21 protein-coding genes, 1 pseudogene and 1 riboswitch are annotated in these 17,017 nt (G+C 65.7%); of the genes and pseudogenes, 13 read left to right on the forward strand and 9 right to left on the reverse strand.

Annotation, left to right across the window (positions count from 1 at the left end):
* Positions 1 to 24: 24 nt before the first annotated feature.
* Together QNO06_RS15915 and QNO06_RS15920 are read right to left on the reverse strand one after the other, a co-directional pair.
* The gene (locus tag QNO06_RS15915; RefSeq protein WP_227912021.1) at positions 25 to 423 is read right to left on the reverse strand and encodes a (R)-mandelonitrile lyase; all 399 of its coding nucleotides are present in this window, start codon (positions 421 to 423) and stop codon (positions 25 to 27) included.
* 155 nt (positions 424 to 578) lie between these two features.
* Positions 579 to 770, reverse strand: coding sequence for a hypothetical protein (locus QNO06_RS15920; protein ID WP_227912022.1), 192 nt, complete (start codon positions 768 to 770; stop codon positions 579 to 581).
* Between the two features lies 1 nt (position 771).
* Here QNO06_RS15920 and QNO06_RS15925 point away from each other — a divergent pair, with 1 nt between their 5' ends.
* Positions 772 to 1,200, forward strand: a complete 429-nt coding sequence (locus tag QNO06_RS15925) for a hypothetical protein (RefSeq protein WP_227912024.1) — start codon at positions 772 to 774, stop codon at positions 1,198 to 1,200.
* Between the two features lie 643 nt (positions 1,201 to 1,843).
* Here QNO06_RS15925 and QNO06_RS15930 read toward each other — a convergent pair.
* Positions 1,844 to 2,647, reverse strand: a complete 804-nt coding sequence (locus tag QNO06_RS15930; RefSeq protein ID WP_227912026.1) for a MerR family transcriptional regulator — start codon at positions 2,645 to 2,647, stop codon at positions 1,844 to 1,846.
* A gap of 190 nt (positions 2,648 to 2,837) precedes the next feature.
* Between QNO06_RS15930 and QNO06_RS15935 the strand changes: the two genes are divergently transcribed.
* The gene (locus tag QNO06_RS15935) at positions 2,838 to 3,479 is read left to right on the forward strand and encodes a maleylpyruvate isomerase N-terminal domain-containing protein (protein WP_227912028.1); all 642 of its coding nucleotides are present in this window, start codon (positions 2,838 to 2,840) and stop codon (positions 3,477 to 3,479) included.
* 20 nt (positions 3,480 to 3,499) lie between these two features.
* On the opposite strand, the gene QNO06_RS15940 is transcribed toward QNO06_RS15935, so the two are convergent.
* The gene (locus QNO06_RS15940) at positions 3,500 to 4,630 is read right to left on the reverse strand and encodes a serine hydrolase domain-containing protein (protein ID WP_227912029.1); all 1,131 of its coding nucleotides are present in this window, start codon (positions 4,628 to 4,630) and stop codon (positions 3,500 to 3,502) included.
* A gap of 80 nt (positions 4,631 to 4,710) precedes the next feature.
* Between QNO06_RS15940 and QNO06_RS15945 the strand changes: the two genes are divergently transcribed.
* The 5 genes from QNO06_RS15945 to thiD all read left to right on the forward strand — a co-directional run bounded on the left by QNO06_RS15945 (position 4,711) and on the right by thiD (position 8,726).
* Positions 4,711 to 5,121 (forward strand): VOC family protein, encoded by a 411-nt coding sequence (locus QNO06_RS15945; RefSeq protein ID WP_227912034.1) that lies wholly within the window; start codon positions 4,711 to 4,713, stop codon positions 5,119 to 5,121.
* Positions 5,118 to 6,239, forward strand: coding sequence for a saccharopine dehydrogenase family protein (locus tag QNO06_RS15950; RefSeq protein WP_227912035.1), 1,122 nt, complete (start codon positions 5,118 to 5,120; stop codon positions 6,237 to 6,239). Before QNO06_RS15945 ends, QNO06_RS15950 begins: the two co-directional genes overlap by 4 nt.
* 44 nt (positions 6,240 to 6,283) lie before the next feature.
* Positions 6,284 to 6,373, forward strand: a riboswitch (TPP riboswitch).
* On the forward strand, positions 6,365 to 7,186 hold the full coding sequence (gene thiM, locus QNO06_RS15955; RefSeq protein ID WP_442860148.1) for a hydroxyethylthiazole kinase: 822 nt from the start codon (positions 6,365 to 6,367) through the stop codon (positions 7,184 to 7,186). It overlaps the preceding riboswitch by 9 nt.
* Complete coding sequence (thiE, locus tag QNO06_RS16995) at positions 7,183 to 7,869, forward strand: thiamine phosphate synthase (protein ID WP_227912037.1); 687 nt, start codon at positions 7,183 to 7,185, stop codon at positions 7,867 to 7,869. Before thiM ends, thiE begins: the two co-directional genes overlap by 4 nt.
* Entirely contained in the window at positions 7,857 to 8,726 is an 870-nt protein-coding gene (gene thiD / locus QNO06_RS17000; protein WP_227912039.1) for a bifunctional hydroxymethylpyrimidine kinase/phosphomethylpyrimidine kinase, read from the forward strand. The genes thiE and thiD overlap by 13 nt, the downstream gene beginning before the upstream one ends.
* Here the strand turns inward: thiD and QNO06_RS15965 are convergent.
* Both QNO06_RS15965 and QNO06_RS15970 read right to left on the reverse strand, forming a co-directional pair.
* Positions 8,723 to 9,283: a GNAT family N-acetyltransferase gene (locus QNO06_RS15965; protein WP_227912041.1), complete on the reverse strand. Its 561-nt coding sequence runs from the start codon at positions 9,281 to 9,283 to the stop codon at positions 8,723 to 8,725. The genes thiD and QNO06_RS15965 overlap by 4 nt on opposite strands.
* Positions 9,284 to 9,331: 48 nt before the next feature.
* On the reverse strand, positions 9,332 to 9,520 hold the full coding sequence (locus QNO06_RS15970) for a DUF8730 family Cys-rich protein (RefSeq protein WP_227912044.1): 189 nt from the start codon (positions 9,518 to 9,520) through the stop codon (positions 9,332 to 9,334).
* A gap of 172 nt (positions 9,521 to 9,692) precedes the next feature.
* Here QNO06_RS15970 and QNO06_RS15975 point away from each other — a divergent pair, with 172 nt between their 5' ends.
* The gene (locus QNO06_RS15975) at positions 9,693 to 11,090 is read left to right on the forward strand and encodes an MBL fold metallo-hydrolase (protein ID WP_227912047.1); all 1,398 of its coding nucleotides are present in this window, start codon (positions 9,693 to 9,695) and stop codon (positions 11,088 to 11,090) included.
* Between the two features lie 70 nt (positions 11,091 to 11,160).
* Here QNO06_RS15975 and QNO06_RS15980 read toward each other — a convergent pair whose 3' ends face one another.
* The gene (locus QNO06_RS15980) at positions 11,161 to 11,418 is read right to left on the reverse strand and encodes a metal-sensitive transcriptional regulator (protein WP_227912411.1); all 258 of its coding nucleotides are present in this window, start codon (positions 11,416 to 11,418) and stop codon (positions 11,161 to 11,163) included.
* A gap of 121 nt (positions 11,419 to 11,539) precedes the next feature.
* Between QNO06_RS15980 and QNO06_RS15985 the strand changes: the two are divergent.
* Together QNO06_RS15985 and QNO06_RS15990 are read left to right on the forward strand one after the other, a co-directional pair.
* Positions 11,540 to 12,011, forward strand: a pseudogene (locus QNO06_RS15985) (rhodanese-like domain-containing protein).
* Between the two features lie 43 nt (positions 12,012 to 12,054).
* Positions 12,055 to 12,819: a sulfite exporter TauE/SafE family protein gene (locus QNO06_RS15990; RefSeq protein WP_227912048.1), complete on the forward strand. Its 765-nt coding sequence runs from the start codon at positions 12,055 to 12,057 to the stop codon at positions 12,817 to 12,819.
* Between the two features lie 232 nt (positions 12,820 to 13,051).
* On the opposite strand, the gene QNO06_RS15995 is transcribed toward QNO06_RS15990, so the two are convergent.
* On the reverse strand, positions 13,052 to 13,603 hold the full coding sequence (locus QNO06_RS15995; protein WP_227912050.1) for a hypothetical protein: 552 nt from the start codon (positions 13,601 to 13,603) through the stop codon (positions 13,052 to 13,054).
* 205 nt (positions 13,604 to 13,808) lie between these two features.
* Here QNO06_RS15995 and QNO06_RS17055 point away from each other — a divergent pair, with 205 nt between their 5' ends.
* From QNO06_RS17055 to QNO06_RS16005, 3 genes are read left to right on the forward strand one after another with little or no spacing between them, the layout of a single operon-like run.
* Positions 13,809 to 13,907: a hypothetical protein gene (locus tag QNO06_RS17055; protein ID WP_502849840.1), complete on the forward strand. Its 99-nt coding sequence runs from the start codon at positions 13,809 to 13,811 to the stop codon at positions 13,905 to 13,907.
* Between the two features lie 54 nt (positions 13,908 to 13,961).
* Positions 13,962 to 14,948 carry a DUF6731 family protein gene (locus tag QNO06_RS16000; RefSeq protein ID WP_227912053.1) on the forward strand — a complete coding sequence of 329 codons (987 nt, stop codon included), beginning with the start codon at positions 13,962 to 13,964 and terminating at the stop codon, positions 14,946 to 14,948.
* Positions 14,949 to 15,006: 58 nt separating this feature from the next.
* Positions 15,007 to 15,579 (forward strand): hypothetical protein, encoded by a 573-nt coding sequence (locus QNO06_RS16005; RefSeq protein ID WP_284162471.1) that lies wholly within the window; start codon positions 15,007 to 15,009, stop codon positions 15,577 to 15,579.
* Positions 15,580 to 15,624: 45 nt separating this feature from the next.
* Here the strand turns inward: QNO06_RS16005 and QNO06_RS16010 are convergent, their stop codons facing one another.
* The gene (locus QNO06_RS16010) at positions 15,625 to 17,007 is read right to left on the reverse strand and encodes a DUF2254 domain-containing protein (RefSeq protein WP_227912057.1); all 1,383 of its coding nucleotides are present in this window, start codon (positions 17,005 to 17,007) and stop codon (positions 15,625 to 15,627) included.
* Positions 17,008 to 17,017 lie beyond the last annotated feature (10 nt).

Below are 17,017 nucleotides of genomic sequence, written 5' to 3' on the forward strand. Positions count from 1 at the left end.
GGCTGCAGCGGATACTGACCGTGGTTACAGGGCGCCGTATTCCGCGTCGGTGACCAGCTCTCCCCATTCGGATTCCTGGCCCACCGGCGGCGCCTCCCACATGGCCAGATGAGTCATCAGGCTGTTCCGGGCGGCACCGTGCCAGTGCCACTCCCCCGGCGGCGTGTAGATGGTGTCGCCGGGCCGCACCTGGACAATGAGTCCGCCCAGGGACTGGACCAGCCCGTACCCCTCGGTGACGTGCAGGGTCTGCCCGACGGCGTGGGCGTGCCAGGCAGTGCGGGCACCGGGGGCAAAATGCACGGCGTTCACCCGCATCCGCGAGGGGGCCGGCTTCGGTGCTGCAATGACCTCAAACCAGACGTCGCCGGTGAACATGTTGGCCGGACCTTTGACGCTCGGGTGGCGCGGTTCCACTTCCATGGGATCTCCCTTGGGGATGCGGCAGCCGGCGTGCCGTTTGAACCGGCACGGGACTCCTTGGACCCCTCCGACACTACAAGCGTGCGGGCTGATGCGGGAGGGGGCAGGCGCGCTGTGGCCCCGGCTGCCGCGTTCCCCTGGAGATGCTCCGGCGCTTAGCCGTGCCGTCCGCGTGGCATGAGGGTGAGCGCAATGACCACAACGCCGGCCGCCAGAGCGCCCAGACCCAGGACCGCCATCTGGGAGGGGGAGCCGCTGGCGTCGGTGCCGGTATAGGCCAGCGCACTGCGGCAGGGTCGCACCGTGTTGCCGCTTACCGGGTCAACCAGCGCACCATCAGGTCCCACCGTGGCAACCGGAAGCCCTGCAGCTTCAGCAGCTGAAATTGCCGCTGCGGCGTCCGGACAGGTGCAGTTGGCTGCGCCTCCGCCGCCAGATGCTGCACCCCCGCCACCCTGGGTGGCTGTGCCCGTGGTCGGACCCGGCGTCGGCGTGCCCGTGGTCGGACCCGGCGTCGGCGTGCCCGTGGTCGGACCCGGCGTCGGCGTGCCGGTGGTCGGACCCGGCGTCGGCGTGCCCGTGGTCGGACTCGGCGTCGGCGTGCCCGTGGTCGGACTCGGCGTCGGCGTGCCCGTGGTCGGACTCGGCGTCGGCGTATCCGTTGTGGGGCAGGGGGTGGGAGCGGGTGAGGTGGTAGGTGGCGTGTCAGAGCAGCCGTTGGCCAGGAATTGCGCGGCCCGGGCCGGGTCCTCACGCCACGTAGCGCTTCCGTTGTAGCCCTCAAAGGGCGGCACGATGTCCCCCTGGTGGCTGTCATGGCCATTGCCGCCAAACACCGAGGACGTACTCACGTTTTGGTAGTTGTAAACACCCTCCGGCTGGCCCTGGGGGTGGTGGCAAATGCTGACCTTGCCGGCCCCCAGGGCGGGGGACGTTTGTGCCGGAAGAGTCACGGCCTGTGCAGGCCCGGCGATTCCAAGAAATGCGAGGACAAAAACAGCTAGGAAACTTAGTACACGGATGTGGGGGAGTCGTTTCATGGCGGTGGTGCTCCTGCCGACGAGGGTGCGCTGAGTGAGCCATACCCGCCTGGCGGCAGGCATGGCCGGATGCAGGCCTGGCGGGGGAATGGACGCAGCGCCGATGGCAAGAGGCCTGGCCCGTTCGCTAATCCGCTGGCCCGGCAGTGGTGAAAGATTCCGGGTGAATTGCTGGTAGCGGGATTGAGACTACGCGGGAGCCAAGTAGCGCAATAGAGTATTTGCCCATACTGCTTCGAGCAGTTCTAACTTTTTTACGCGTATTTGGAATGCACGATTTCTGTCAACGCACAGCACTGTTTTTGCCGGAAACCCGGGGTGTTTATCAGTGGCTTCCCCCTCGGGGAGGTCCACGGGCCGGCACGCTGGCCCGCGGGAGATTAGACCCGTTCCACCGGCTGCTGCAGCTCCGTCACCCAGTCCGCCTGGTCATCGGATACCGCACGGACGTACACCTCACGGCACGGTCCGGAGGGTGCAAACCCTCGGGCAACGATCTCGGCATGGACGGCCTGCCAGCTTTCCCCAATCCGGTCCATGGCGCCCAAGTGCACACCGCAGATGGCCGCGGGCACCGAGGGCAGGTCCACCACTTCCACGCCCTCGGGAGTGGCCGGGCCGACGACATAGCCGGCCAGGATGCGCATACCCTCCTCGCCCATCTCGTACTGGGCGATCGGTGTATCCAGGGAAGCACCCGCCGCGGACAGCGCCGCCCCCACTGCATCAAAAAGCGGCCCAACAACGCCGGCTACCTCCGGCTGTTCGGCAACAACGGCGGTGCGGGCGGCCAGCCGGACGGCGGGCAGGGACTTGGAGATGATTTCGATCTGGGACATGGCATTTTCCTTTTCAATGAGGTGGAGCCTGCGCTCGACGTCGATGAGCCGTGCGGTTGCCGTCCGTTGCTCGCGTTCCACCTCGGCGCGCCGGACGCGGAGCATGTCCGCAATCCGGCCTGCGTCCACACCGGCTTCGAGGATGGAGGCAATGTCCTCCAGGCCGAAACCGAGCTGACGGAGGGCGACAATCCGGTGCAGCCGCTCCAGCTGTGCGGGATCGTAGGAACGGTAACCGCTGAACTCATCCACGTGGGCGGGAACGAGCAGCCCGGCGGTGTCCCAGTGCCGCAGCATGCGGTGGGTCACCTGCCCGATCTGTGCGAACGCTCCGATGGATAACATGCTTCAGTTCTCCTGCCTGCCACTGTGTCAGGGTCAAGTATCGCGTCCCGCAAGCTTCACACGGGGGGGGGTTATCCCTACTCCGCCCGGATCCCGAGGTGGTGCAACGGGACACGCGCCCGGCCGCCCGCGCTAGGCTGGCGTCCGTCACTGCCAACGCGGGCGGTGAGGGAGGAAAACTGGTGGCCCCATGACTATTGACGGGAATCTCACCCTTGACGCGAATCCCGAACGTGCAACCCAGCTGTGCGCCGAGGCGCAGGCACGGTTGCTGGGCACCGTGGCGGGCCTGACCGACGCCGAGGTCCGCGGGCCCAGCCTGTTGCCGGGCTGGACCGTTGGACACGTCCTCACCCATTTGGCACGCAACGCCGACGGCCTTGGCAGACGGATCGACGGCGCCCTCGACGGCCGGGATGTCCCCAAGTACCCGGGCGGCACAGCGCAGCGGGAAGGTGACATCGAGGCCGGGGCGGGCAGGTCCGCACAGGAAATCATCAGCGATCTCGCGAACAGCCAAACAATGCTCGAGACCGTCCTGGCCCGATATGCCGAGGCAGGTTTCCCCAACGGACACTTCCTGGGCAGCGAGCACTACGGGGTGGCGGCCTGTCCGGCGCACCGGCTGCGCGAAGTGGAGATGCACCATGCCGACCTCGGACTGGGATACGGACCGGCTGACTGGCCCGAAGAATACGTGGAATGGGACCTGCCGGTGCTGCTGGCCACGGTTCCGGAGCGGCTTGCCTCGGCCTCGGACCGGCGGATGTTCATGGCCTGGCTTGCGGGCCGCGGGCCCTTGGCTGCCGCCCCGGCTCTCGATCCGTGGTGACGGCGCCCTGGTGATAGTCCTTACCGGCAGACGCTCGCCCGCAGCGCACCGAACGGTTCCCAGAAGTAGTCGAAGCTGTCCTGCGGTCCGCTCATAAACCGCTGGGTGAAAACCACACCCGCGTCGCCGTTGGGATACACCGCGGCGCTGGTGCCGGAACCGCCGGCCCAACCCCACATCCCGGGTTCGGACCACGGGGCGCCCGGCCCGGTCTGCACCGCGGTCATGAACCCCCAGGATTCATCCGGCCCGGACATCTCGATCATGCCGGTCCGCTGCGGGGAGGTGAGCTGGTCATCGGTCATCTGCTGCCGCAGGGACGCGGGCAGCACGGCGTCGTCGGCCAGCTGTGCCAGGAACCGCAAATAGTCGGGCACGGTGGACACCAGGCCACCGGCCAGTGATTCGAATATCGGGGGCGCTGCCATGGCGTCCCGGTAGGAGACCGCTTCCTTCAATTGACCGTCCACTGCCTCGTACACGGTAGGGAACGTGTCCTTTCCGGTAGGAAACCCGGTGCCGGTGAGCCCGAAGGGTCCATTGACCCGCTCCTGCAGCAACTGACCAACTGAGCTGTCGGCGGCCTTGGCCATCACCACCGAGAGGAGGTCCGCGCATGAGTGATACATCCACAGGTCCCCCGGCTGATGCGCCAGCGGCAGAGCAGCGAGGCGGGCCAGATACTCCTCGTGAGTCAGGTCCGGCGGGTTCGGACCCCACAGCAGGTCGCGGGTGGCGGCGGCGTAGGGTGTGGGCGCGAAGTCGATGCCGAATCCTGCGGTGAAGGTCAGCAGGTGACGCAGGGTGATCGGCCCGCGGGCGGGGACCGAGACGGACAGTGGCGCATCGGGTGTGGCGAGCACGCGCAGGTGCCCCAGCACGGGGAACATGCGGGACACGTCCTCATCCAGTTCCAGGGTGCCGTCTGCGAGCAGGCTCAGGGCCAGGGCGCCGCCCAGCAGCTTGCTCAATGAGGAAATGCGGAACGGGGTGTCCTCGCCCATTGGCGCGGACCGCCCAACACCCAGCGAACCGGTCGCGAAGATCTCTGTCTGCCCGTTAAGCCGGATACCCGCCACCAGCCCCGGGCACCAGCCGGATTCAACGGTCTCGGACAGTTTGTCCCACAGCGGTGCACCGATGCCTGGCATGGGTCCACTGTCCGCTGGCCATGCCGGGGAGTCAACGGCCACGGTCCCCGCAGCGGTATCGGCAGCGTATGCTGTGCCGCATGACGGCACCCATGGTTTACGTCCTGTTTCCGGGCACTGCGCGCAAAGCCCTCACCTTTTATGCCGGAGTGTTCGGCGGTGAGCTATCGCTGCATACGAACCGGGACTTCGGCAGCGGCGGCGCGCCGGACGCGGTTGCGCACGGAGTCCTGGATGGCCCTGTCGCCCTGGCCGGAGCAGATACCGACGGGCCGGAACAGAACGTCCGGATGGAGGGGGTCATGCTCTCCCTGCTCGGGACCGGCGAACCGGAACTCCTGCATAGCTGGTTTAGCCGGCTTGCGGCCGACGGCCGGATCGTGGACCCGCTTGGCCCCAAGCCGTGGGGCGCTTCGGACGGTCAGGTCATTGACCGATACGGACTGCACTGGCTGATCGGCTACGAACCGAAGGCACAGGACCAGAAGTGAGCGGCCGCCTCGTCCTTCTCGGTGCCAGCGGATATACCGGCACCCTGGTGTTGGACGCGCTGATCCGGCGCGGCGTGCGTCCCGTCCTCGCCGGACGCAATACCGCCGCACTGTCTTCCCTGGCGCGGGACCACGGCGGGTTGGAGTTCACTGCCGCAGATGCCGGCGATACCGGCAGTATCCGGCGGCTGCTGAATCCCGGCGACGTGCTGATCACCACCGTGGGGCCCTTTGAACGGTTCGGCCTGGGGGTGGCGGAAGCTGCCGTGCAGGCCGGTGCGCGCTACATCGACACCACCGGCGAGGTGGGGTTTGTCCGCACCCTGCAGGAGCGGTTCGGACGGCAGGCAGAGGAAACCGGCGCCGTGCTGTTGCCTGCGTTCGGATATGACTACGTACCGGGCATCCTGGCCGGCGCCCTGGCGGCGCAGCAGGCCGGAGAAGCCGGACGGAGGCTCGACGTCGGATACTTCACCGCGGGCGCGCTGAGTCCAGGGCTCAGCCAGGGTACCCGGACCACCATGCGCGACGGCTTGTTCCTGCCCGCAGTGCGGTTGAGGGACGGGCATCTGGTGGAAGAACGGGTGGCAGCAGATGTCCATGTTTTCCCGGTGAGCGGTTCCCGCCGGGGACACAAAGCGGGCTTCCTGGTTCCCGGAACGGAAGTCCTGTTCCTACCCGATGCCTTCCCCCAGCTGGATAGCGTGTCGGTGTACAACGGCTGGTTCCCTTCCCTCAGCCGGGCAATCAGCCTGGCATCCGCAGCCAGCCATGCGATCGGAAAGTCGGCCCGGGGCCGCCGCCTGCTGGAGAACCTGTCCGCTCCCCTGATCGGGAAACCCGGCGGACCGGACAGCGCCCGGCGCGCAAAAACCCGTACACAGGTGGTGGCCGCCGTGACTGGGAGGGACGGAAGCCTGCTCTCGGCCGTGCAGCTCACCGGGCCCAATGTCTACACGTTGACCGGTGAGCTGATCGCTTGGGGAGCGGAGCAGCTGCGCGACCGGCAGGACCTGGACCCGGGTGTGGCCAGTCCCCTCAGCGCCTTCGGCCTCGAGGATCTGGCCAGCGGCTGCGCCGGCCTGGGTCTGGTGCCGGTGGAGGGCCGCCGGGCATAGGCACCGCCCCTTTGCCTTTCCCCAGCCGTGCTCGTAGAGTCGGTTCCAGTGACACGGGGTGCCGTAAGGCTGAGATGAAACCCGTTGAACCTGATCTAGTTAGAACTAGCGAAGGGATGTCGCGGATGACTATTCGCCTGACACCGTTAACCGTTTCCAACCATCTGTCGCGCCTGCGCGCCGAACCGCCGCTCGTGCAATGCCTGACCAACGCCGTGGTCACCAACTTCACTGCCAACGTGCTGCTGGCACTCGGCGCCGCCCCGGCCATGACGGATATCCCCGGCGAGGCGGGCCCGTTTGCCCGGGTTGCTTCCGCCGTGCTGATCAATCTTGGCACTCCGCATGCCGACCAGCGCACAGCCATGCTCGAAGCCGCCGAAGCAGCCAATGCCGCCGGAACGCCTTGGGTGCTTGACCCGGTGGCCGTGGGCAGCCTTCCGGTCCGCACCGCCCTGGCCTCGGAACTGCTGGCCCTGCGCCCCACCGCCGTCCGCGCCAATGCCTCGGAGATAATGGCCCTCGCCGGGCTCGGCTCGGGCGGTCGCGGTGTTGACGCCACCGATAACCCCGAGGACGCCCTGCCTGCCGCGTCCCTGCTTGCAGCCAAGTACGGCTGCATCGTGGCCGTCTCCGGCGCCACCGATGTCATCACTGACGGCACGGACACCTTGCGGCTGAGCAACGGGACCTCCCTGCTCACTAAGGTCACCGGCGGCGGTTGCGCCCTTGGCGCGGTTACCGCGGCGTTCCTTGCGGTTGCCGGCGACGCCGGGCCCGACGGCGGCGGGCTGGTGGCGGCGGCCGCCGCCACTGCGGCCTATACCGTGGCGGCCGAGCATGCCGCAGCCTCCGCGTCCGGCCCGGGCAGCTTCGCTCCGATCTTCCTCGACGCCCTCTGGCACCTGGATGCGGAGCTCGTAGCCGAACGGCTGGCCGCCGCGTGAACACTGCATCTTTCCCGGACTCCGGCCGCCTCCGCGAAGGTGCGCGGAACACCGGCATCTACCTCGTTACCGACACCCTCTTGTGCGGGGCCCGGGGCGTGACCGAAACCGTGCGGGCCGCCGTGGCCGGCGGCATCCGGACGGTGCAGGTCCGGGAAAAGCAGGCTTCCGCTGCCGACTTTTACCAGCTGGTGTTGGCCGTGGCTTCAGCCATCGGGGACCGCGCCCTGGTACTGGTTGATGACCGGGTGGACATTTACCTGGCTGCCCGGACCGCGGGCGCCGAAGTGCACGGGGTGCACGTTGGCCAAAGCGACCTGCCCGCCGGCGCGGTGCGGCGGCTGGTGGGACCGGACGCCGTTGTCGGGCTGACCGCCAACACGGAGCGGCATCTGGCTGCCGTTGGCGCGCTCCCCGCCGGGACCGTGGACTACCTGGGTGCCGGCGTCATCCGGCCCACCAGCACCAAACCGGACCACCCCGAACCGTTGGGAATAAGCGGTTTCCAATCCTTCGCTGCCTCCTCGCCGCTGCCGTGCGTTGCGATCGGTGGGATCCAGCCCGCCGACGTCGTTGCGCTGCGCGCCGCCGGCGCTTCCGGAATTGCCGTGGTTTCAGCTGTCTGCGCTGCTGTTGATCCCCGCAGGGCGGCAGAGGAACTGGTGGCGGCATGGAACCGGTGAAAGTCCCCCGGGTGCTGAGCATTGCCGGCACCGATCCCACGGGCGGAGCCGGCATTCAGGCCGACCTGAAATCCATTGCGGCCACCGGTGGCTACGGTATGGCCGTAATCACCGCCCTCGTGGCGCAGAACACCGTTGGCGTGCGCTCGGTGCACACGCCTCCGGTGGCGTTCCTCCGCGAGCAGCTCACCGCCGTCAGCGACGACGTCGTTATTGACGCCGTGAAGATCGGCATGCTGGGCACTGTGGAAACTATTGAGGCCGTCTCTGAATGGTTGACTGCCGTCCGTCCGCCCGCCGTGGTGCTGGATCCGGTCATGATTGCCACAAGCGGTGACCGGCTGCTGAACGCCGATGCCGAGGATGCCATGCGGCGGCTGCTGGGCGGGGTGCATCTGGTGACCCCCAACCTTCCCGAACTCGCGGTACTGGTGGGGGACGCCTGCGCCGGCAGCTGGGACGAGGCGCTGGGCCAGGGCGTCCGCCTGGCGCGGGCCCACGGGGTGGCGGTGCTGGTGAAGGGCGGTCACCTTGCCGGCCCGGCGGCCCCGGATGCGCTGGTCAGCATCGGCGGCGACGGCGCGGTACGCACCGCCGAGGTGAGCTCGGCCCGAGTGGACACCGTGAACACGCACGGCACCGGCTGCTCGCTGTCCTCCGCACTCGCCACACTGTATGCGCGGTCCGGGAATTGGGAAGTGGCGCTGCAGGCGGCCAAGGCCTGGCTGCAGGAGGCCTTGGAAACCGCTGATGAGCTGGACGTCGGGACCGGCCATGGACCCGTCAATCACTTCCACGGGGTGTGGGCCCACGGCCTGGCGGACATGCCGGGCGACGGCAGCCACTCCGTAGCCTAAGGCTGTCTGAGCGAGGAGAAAACCAGCAGGTCCCGGCGCTGCCCGGCGATCACCATGTAGCTGCGCAGCAGGCCTTCACGCTCAAAACCGGCGGATTCGGCGGTGCGGATGGAAGCGGCGTTCCACGGCTCGATGTACAGCTCCATGCGCTGCACTTCGGGAATGGACCAGGCGAACTCCGCCACCGCGCGCAGGGCGTTTCCGGCGTAGCCGCGGCGGCGGGCAGCGGGGATGATTCCGTAGCCCGCCTGCGTGCGGCCGTGCGGCAGTTCCCAGCCCCACAGGCCGACCTGTCCCACTACCGTGTCCGTCTCCGCGTCGGTGATGGCGAAGGAGAAACCCGATCCTTTGTCGTGGAGCTGCCGCTGCCGCTCCAGCCACTCCAGCGCCTGCTCGTGGTCCGCGTTGGCGGGCAGGCTGCCGACGGTGGGAAAGTACTCGTCCCGGGCCATCTCCATCACCATTGGGGCGTCCTCATCGCGGAAAGCCCGCAGGCGCACATTGCCGTACTGCGGGTCGGTCGAGGGCCAGGGCGGGATGCCGGTGCTGGATTCCATGGGCATAGCTTGCCACGCCCGGCGCCGGCATTCCCGGTATTGGTGCGTTTACTTGCGGCCGAACAGCTTTCCGAGCCAGCTCGATCCGCCCGCCTGGGCGCCCACGGCCGTCGCGGCATTGGTGCTGCACGTGCAGCGGTCCGCCTTGGGGACATTGTTCATGACCTGGTCCACGTGGTTGCCGCATCCGGCCCAGGTGGTCTTGCCGCACTTGCGGCAGCTGACTGCTCGGCACATTTTGAACTCCTTCTTCGACTTGCTAAAGCACTTGTTCCATCATCCTGACAGATACCCCTAGGGGTATGCAAAACTGAGGCGCCCGGGTTTGGCACCATACCCCCAGGGGTATTACGGTTGAAGCAGATCGGATACCCCCGGGGGTGTCTAACCGCAACACAAAGGAGACAACATGCTGCTCGAACGCATCTACGACGAGGATCTGGCCCAGGCCAGCTACTTCATCGGGTGCCAGCGCAAGGGCGAGGCAGTGGTGGTGGACGCCCGCCGGGACATCAGCCCCTATCTGGAACTAGCCGCCGCCAACGGCATGCGCATTGTTGCAGTGACGGAAACCCACATTCACGCCGATTACCTCTCCGGCACCCGCGAACTGGCCGCCGCCACCGGCGCCGAGATGTATGTTTCCGGCGAAGGCGGCACCCACTGGCAGTACCGCTTCGAGGCCCACCGCCTGCACGACGGCGACACCGTGGCCCTGGGCAACATCACCCTCAAGGCCGTCCACACCCCCGGCCACACACCGGAGCACCTTTCCTTCCTGGTCACCGACGGCGCCTTCAGCAAGGACCCCGGTTACCTGCTTTCCGGCGACTTCGTGTTCTCCGGCGACCTCGGCCGGCCGGACCTGCTGGATGAAGCCGCCGCCGGAGTGGACACCCGCTTCGAGGGCGCTCGGCAGATCTTCCGCAGCCTGCAGCAGAAGTTCCTCACCCTCCCGGACCACATCGCCGTTTACCCGGGGCACGGCTCCGGCAGCGCCTGCGGCAAGGCCCTGGGCGCCCTGCCCTCCACGACCGTGGGCTACGAGCGGCTCTACTCCTGGTGGGGGCCGTACCTGGCAGCCAATGATGAGCAGGGCTTCGTGGATGACCTGCTCAACGGCCAGCCGGATGCCCACGCCTACTTCGGCCGGATGAAGCGTGAAAACCGGCAGGGCCCTGCCGTCATGGGCGAACGTCCCGAGCTGGAAGAACTCACGGCCGACGACGTCGCGCGCGGCCTCGAGGAGGACGGGATCACCTTTGTGGACACCCGCCCCCACACCGCCGTGCATGCGGGAACCGTGGCCGGTTCCGTCAACATCCCTGCAGGCAACAAGACCGCCAGCTTCGGCGCCTGGGCCGTGGACCCGGAAACGGACAGCCGCCCGCTGGTCCTCCTCGCCGCTGACGCCGCAGCCGCCCGCGAAATGTGGGACCACCTGGTCCGTGTGGGCATCGACAAGGTAGCCGGCTACACCACCAGCCTCGAAGGCCTGCCCTCCTACAACCCGCAGCGCATCCTTCCGGAAGACCTGGCCGGCTTCGACGCCGCACTGGTACTGGATGTACGCAACAAAACCGAACACATTGACGGCCACATCCCCGGCTCCAGCCAGCTCAGCGCCGGGCGGGTCCTGTGGAACCAGGACCAGCTGCCGGCCGGGGCCAGCATCGTGACGTACTGCCAGAGCGGTGTACGCAACTCGGTGGCCGCCAGCACGCTGCGCCGCGCAGGGTTCGACGTCGTCGAGCTCGAGGGCAGCTACGCCGGCTGGAAGCAGTGGAAGGACGCCCAGGAGGCCTAACCGCCGCCTGCAGGCAACACACGCAAAAAGGGGGGTGCCCCGCATCGCGGAGCATCCCCTTCACACCGGATTAGGCCAGGGACAGGAAGAGCTTTTCCAGGTCCTTCTTGTCCATGGATCCGTCCTCATTGGTCAGGCACTGTTCCAGGCCGGACGCGATGATCGCGAACCCTGCCTTGTCCAGGGCCTTCGAGACGGCGGCGAGCTGCGTGACGATGTCCTTGCAGTCCCGGCCCTCCTCCAGCATCCGGGTCACTGCAGCCAGCTGGCCCTGTGCCCGCTTGAGCCTGTTGACGACGGGGGCGAGTTCGGTGGTGTCGAGCTGCATAACCTTCTCCTTCACGTGGAATTCTTCCCCAACTATACCCCCCGGGGTTTTAGCAGGACTGGGCCCGGCCCCTCCTGGAAAGCTTCCGGAACCTCCTCCAACCACCCGAAAAGAGACCGCCATGGCCTCCGCGCCCACCCCCGCCGTTGCTGAACTTGACGCCGCCACCCTCCGCGAATGGATCAGCGCGCATGAGGACCTGGTCATCCTGGATGTCCGGTCCGCCGCAGAATTTGAATCCCTGCACATCCGCGGGGCCTACAACGTCCCGCTTCCTCTGCTGTCCGAACACACCACGGAGCTGGCCGAACGCCTGGGCAGCCGGGTTGTACTGGTCTGCCAGTCCGGCGTCCGCGCCGAACAGGCCCGTAAGCACCTGGACGCTGCAGGCATCGACACCGCCAGGGTCCTGAAGGACGGCGTGCCCGGTTTCGCAGCGGCCGGCGGCGTCGTCGTCCGGGGCGCCCGGCGCTGGTCGCTGGAACGCCAGGTCCGCATGGCTGGGCCAGGCCCTGTCCAAGATGCCCTGGAACAAGAGCGCCGCCGATCCCACGGCTTCCTCGGCCATCGCCCAGCTGCCCGCCGTCCGCTAAGCGGCGTTTCCGCTCTTGTTCCTCCCTCTTTAAGGACCGTTCCATGACAGTCGCCTTCGCGGCAACCCTGCTGCTCTCCGTGCTGATCGGGCTTTCGCTCGGCCTGCTCGGCGGTGGCGGGTCCATCCTCACCGTGCCGATACTCACCTACGTCGCCGGGCTGAATCCCCGCGAGGCAATTGCCTCCTCGCTGTTCGTTGTCGGCGCGACTTCCGCGGTGAGTGTCCTCGGGCATGCCCGCAAGGGCAGGGTGATGTGGCGCACCGGGCTGCTGTTCGGCGCGGCCGGCATGGTCGGCGCCTTCGGCGGCGGCCAGGTGGGAGGCCGCCTGCCGGAGACCGTCCTGATGGTGGCGTTCGCCGCCATGATGCTGGCTGCCTCCGTGGCCATGATCCGCGGCCGCAGGGGTGCCCCGGCCGACAGTCGGACGGGCGAGCAGCCGGCGCCGAAGGTACTGCTGATGGGGCTGGTCATCGGATTGGTGGCAGGACTGGTGGGTGCAGGCGGCGGTTTCCTGATTGTGCCCGCGCTGGCGCTGCTGGGCGGGCTGACCATGCCAGCCGCCGTCGCAACGTCGCTGGTGGTGATTTCCTTGCAGTCGCTGGCCGGACTGGGCGGCTACCTCACCACCGTGAACCTTAACTGGCCGCTGGTAGGCGCAGTTACCGTATTGGCCGTCCTCGGCTCCCTCGTCGGCGCCCGGCTGGCCGGAAAGATTCCGGAAGCCGCACTTCGGCGCGGCTTCGGGCTCTTTGTGCTGGTCATGGGGATGTTCGTCCTGGCCCAGGAGCTGCTGGGCCTGCGCTAGGCGCGCGCGGACCGCCTTCTAGCCCCCGGGTTTTCCCACACTCTGGTGCTGCGGCGGTTGGTGTTTCCCCATCCGGCACCCACGCCACACTCGGTGGGATCTTGTGCAAGCAGCACCTAGTTAGAGCAGAGCGCCGGCAGGGGTATTTTCCCCTGCCGGCCCCTTTTATACGGGCCGGATCTGTCCTGCCCGCCGATGAAGGCGGCCGAAGGCCCCCGCGGGCCCCTCCGGCCTAATGACCCAGGCTCCGCTGACCACCAATTTCTTGAAATCTTTGTGCAACACTGTCCAGCTGCCCACCGAACTCCTCTAGCCAAGGTTCCATGTTCCGAGGAGATGCTTCAAGCCACCAAGTCTCTCCGGACCCGGTTCCGGTATGCTGACCTTTGGTCCCGATAACAAATATATCGAGGTCAGACTTCGGTATTAACCAAGCGTGCATATCAAACGGTGACAAGCCGAGGCATAAGCAGTAGTCATAGTCTCCCTGCCGGATTTGTTGAAACCGGTAATATCCGGTATCCCAGAGGGTCGAGAACTTGACCTGAACAAGAGTGCCGCCGAAGTCCAAATAGATCTGGTTTTTTATAGTCAGCTGCTGAGGGAACATCCCATAGAGGTTTGCCCAACCGGTTACTAATCGCCGTGAGATGGACCCTTTTGTCGCTGATGGCTGTGCTAAAACCCATTTAAATGGACTATCGTCCCAAGCTTTACTGCCGGGATACTGAGACTCCATCCCTTGAACCAGCGAAGCTAAGTATTCTAGATCATGGCTAGTCATCGGAGCTCCCCCAGAGTGTGGTCAGGTCTTGCTTCTAACTTCGCGCAAACCTACACCCGCCTACGCCCCCGGTCCATACCGGAACGTATCGAAAGGTCAGAAACATTTTTCAGGTGGAATATTCCCACGTCCGCAAATCAATGAACTCTTACGAATATCTGAGACCTAGCACGCTGACAGCAGAGCAACGCTACTAGTTCCCAGCTTGCTCTGTGAACATCAGTGCAAAGTCCCGTGCACCCAACTCGCCATCGCCTCGTCTTGGTCATCCTTAGATTCGGTGCCCGGCCTCCTGACCATCTAGATGTAGGTCCTGAAACAGCGATGTGAATGGTTTACTTGTCTCACAAACTTCATTGTGGTGAGTGATATTTGCGCTGAGGCGCGGTTGGGGGTCATTAGAGTGGCGGGCGATCTAAAGCACGTAAAGCAACGCGAACGGACGATAGGGTTTTACGAGATTGTCGAGGTTGACCCGAAAGGCAATACCGTGCGAATGAATCACGTGGACTGGTCTCGTACACTCGCCGCTCTCGACGGTACGAAGCTAGGCGACCGAGTTTTCGAGGGCAGGAACCGCACTCTCATCGGCGAGACGATCTCTCATAACGGTGAGTTGCACCTAAAGATGATGCGGGTGCGTGACGAGAGCGCGTGGATTAGCGTCTATCGACCTAGCGCCGATTCGGTGGAGGATCTCGACCTGAATGACTCCGCTCTTCTCGAAACTTCAATCGTCTCTTTTCTAAACTTTGGGAACATAATAGGACTGATCCAAGGCTCACCATCCGCACCAAGTCCAACAGCTGTGGCGGAGTGGATAAACGGTATTGATCTGCTGACAAAGAAAATCGAAGTGCTACCGATCGTTTCCGAGGATACGAGCCGAAAACTGAGCTTGTCTTCGGAGACCTCTCGTATTGAAACACGAATCCATACCAGCAAAGCTGACGCGCTTGAGTCACACGGCTCCAAACTATCTGGGGTACTCCGGACAATTCGGCAGCAGTATGGTCCTATGACAGTGACGGTTATCCTGCAAGCCTCCCGGGCAAAGGCGCAATCGGAGGGGCGCCATATGTTGAGAGAGGAAGCGGGAACCCTGCTGGACGCGGCCGCTGGAGCAGACGTACAGTCGGCCAAGGCGAAGCTGATTTACCTGGATGCAGACGAAGAGGCAACGACCGAAGAAGTGAACTTTGTGAACCAAAAGATTACTGCAAAAAGGAAGATTGCTACGTTGTCCGAGGACGGCAGCCCTATTCGGAACGGTTCGGCCGTTGACGCCATTCTAAGTGCAGCCGCGGACCACGACGACGAACTACGCAGGATAGTGGGTGGATAACTCAAATGTGTCGTCGCTGCCCCCTACACTGATGCCAGCCGAGCAGGAGGGGTCCGCGATGAAGAACATGGTCCGTTGGATCGCCGATGCCTGGGTCGACCATATATGGATCGACGCATTCGCCGCGTGTCTAATTCTCGTCGGACACGTGGCTCTCGTCCTAACGACGAGCGGATTCGACTTCCTGGGCTACGCGTCCACTGCAGAAAGACGAGGGCTGTACTCGTCGGCGGCAATCGTCGTCTCCCTGCTGGGTGCCTTCAGCGGTGTTGTTATAGGACAAGCAGCTGCGGGCAAGGGAGACCGGATGAAGATGCTGAAAAAGGCAGGGGGGAAACCGCTTGCGGACAATTGGAGAAGTATCTATTTGGCCGCCATCACCGCTGCTGCTGCCTCCCTCGCTGCCATGGCCATCGATGTCGAGAAGCCCGGAGTTGCTGTTGGAGCAGTACTGATCATTCGATGGGTCTTCGAGGTCGCGTTGCTTTATACGGTCCTCAAATTCCTTCGGCTCGTAGTGTTGTTTCATCCAATCATCGAATCGTCCTCCCTTGATGACTCAGAGCTGGATGAGAAGTTATCTGACGCGGCGGAAGTGACTCCGAAATGGGCCCAACGCAGGGCTGGATAACGGATTGATCAGAATGCGCAAACCGGCAGGAGCGCCGGCGGCCCTTTAGACCGACCGGGTCTCGCCGGCCCGGTCGGTGAAAGCGGCCGTCAGGTTCCCCGCGAGCGCCTCCTCCACCCGGCGGCCCATGTCACGGATCTCCTCGTCGTCGGCAGCCACCATCTGGTTGCGCGCGGTCTCAAGTACCAGGGAGTTCTGCCGGCGGAGCTCCGCCCGCTGCGATTCGTTCACGGCGGTGGCCGCACAGTCGCGCAGCAGCCGCAGCACGGCGGTGAGCACAATAGGTTCGGAATGGGCGAAGCGGCGCACCGGGCCGCAGACCAGGTCCAGGAAATAGCGGTAGTCCCGGCCGTCGGTGACCAGGCGCTGCACCCCGTGGGCGTCTTGGTGCGCTTCGGGTCCCAGCCGGCGGCGCTGCAGGTCCACCAGCAGGTCCGCGCAGTACCCGGTGGCATGGGCTGCAGTGATGGGGTCATTGATGCTCGGCGAGATGGCCTTCACCGCAATGTCGGTCAGCTGCCTCAGCCCCAGCGCCGCATCCTGCTCGGGAGTGCGTTCGTACCCGATTTCCAGGGACTCGGCCAAGGCGTTCCGGACCGCTGCAAGCGGCACGGTGCCGCCGTCGTCGACCCACACCCGGGCCACCGGGGAGCCGAGCGTCACGTGGTCGCCGGGCTGGACCATAATCCGCATTTTCAGCCCGTGCTTTTCCAGGGCGGCCATCAGCGGCTTCCAGTCCACCGTCTGCACAATCCCGCTGCGGCCCACGGGAACCAGGGTGCCGCCGTCGGGCACCGGGAATTCCTGCACCTCGCCCGTTTCGGAGAGCGGATACGTGTCGCGGAGCACGGCCAGACAGCTCTGGTGCGCGCTGCGCATCATGGTGTCCACCCGCAGGGACCGGGCAATGTGCCCGATAAAGAGCAGCAGCACAATCCCGGAGGCGATGCCCAGCACGTAGACCAGGCCCACCACCAGCACGGGCACCGGCCGGTCCGCGTCCATCCCGTGCAAACCGGTGATGCTGACCAGGAACGTTCCCAGCAGCACGCCCAGGACCGCCTGGGTGCGTACGTCGCGGGCAAATTCGCGCAGCAGCCGGGGCGAGAACTGCTGCGAAGCCAGCTGCAGCGCCACCACGGTCAGGGAAAAGGTCACGGTCACGGCGGTCATCACGCTGGTGGCCACGGTCTGCAGCAGGCTGGACGCGGCGTCGACGCCGGTGGGCCAGATCCAGCGGGCCCAGGCCACGTCGTCGCCCGGCCGGACCGGCATCAGCAGCAGGGTGACCAGCAGCGCCGCCAGGGAAGCACAGCTCGGCCAGAACCACATGGACGCGCGCAGTCCGTCCCGGGTGATCCGGAACCGCGGCTCGGGAACACGCGGACCGGGTGCGGCGGTGGTGGAACCGTGGGCTGGCTGAGCCATCGGAGCCTCT

Source organism: Arthrobacter sp. zg-Y20 (assembly GCF_030142075.1).
Taxonomy (GTDB): Bacteria; Actinomycetota; Actinomycetes; order Actinomycetales; family Micrococcaceae; genus Arthrobacter_B.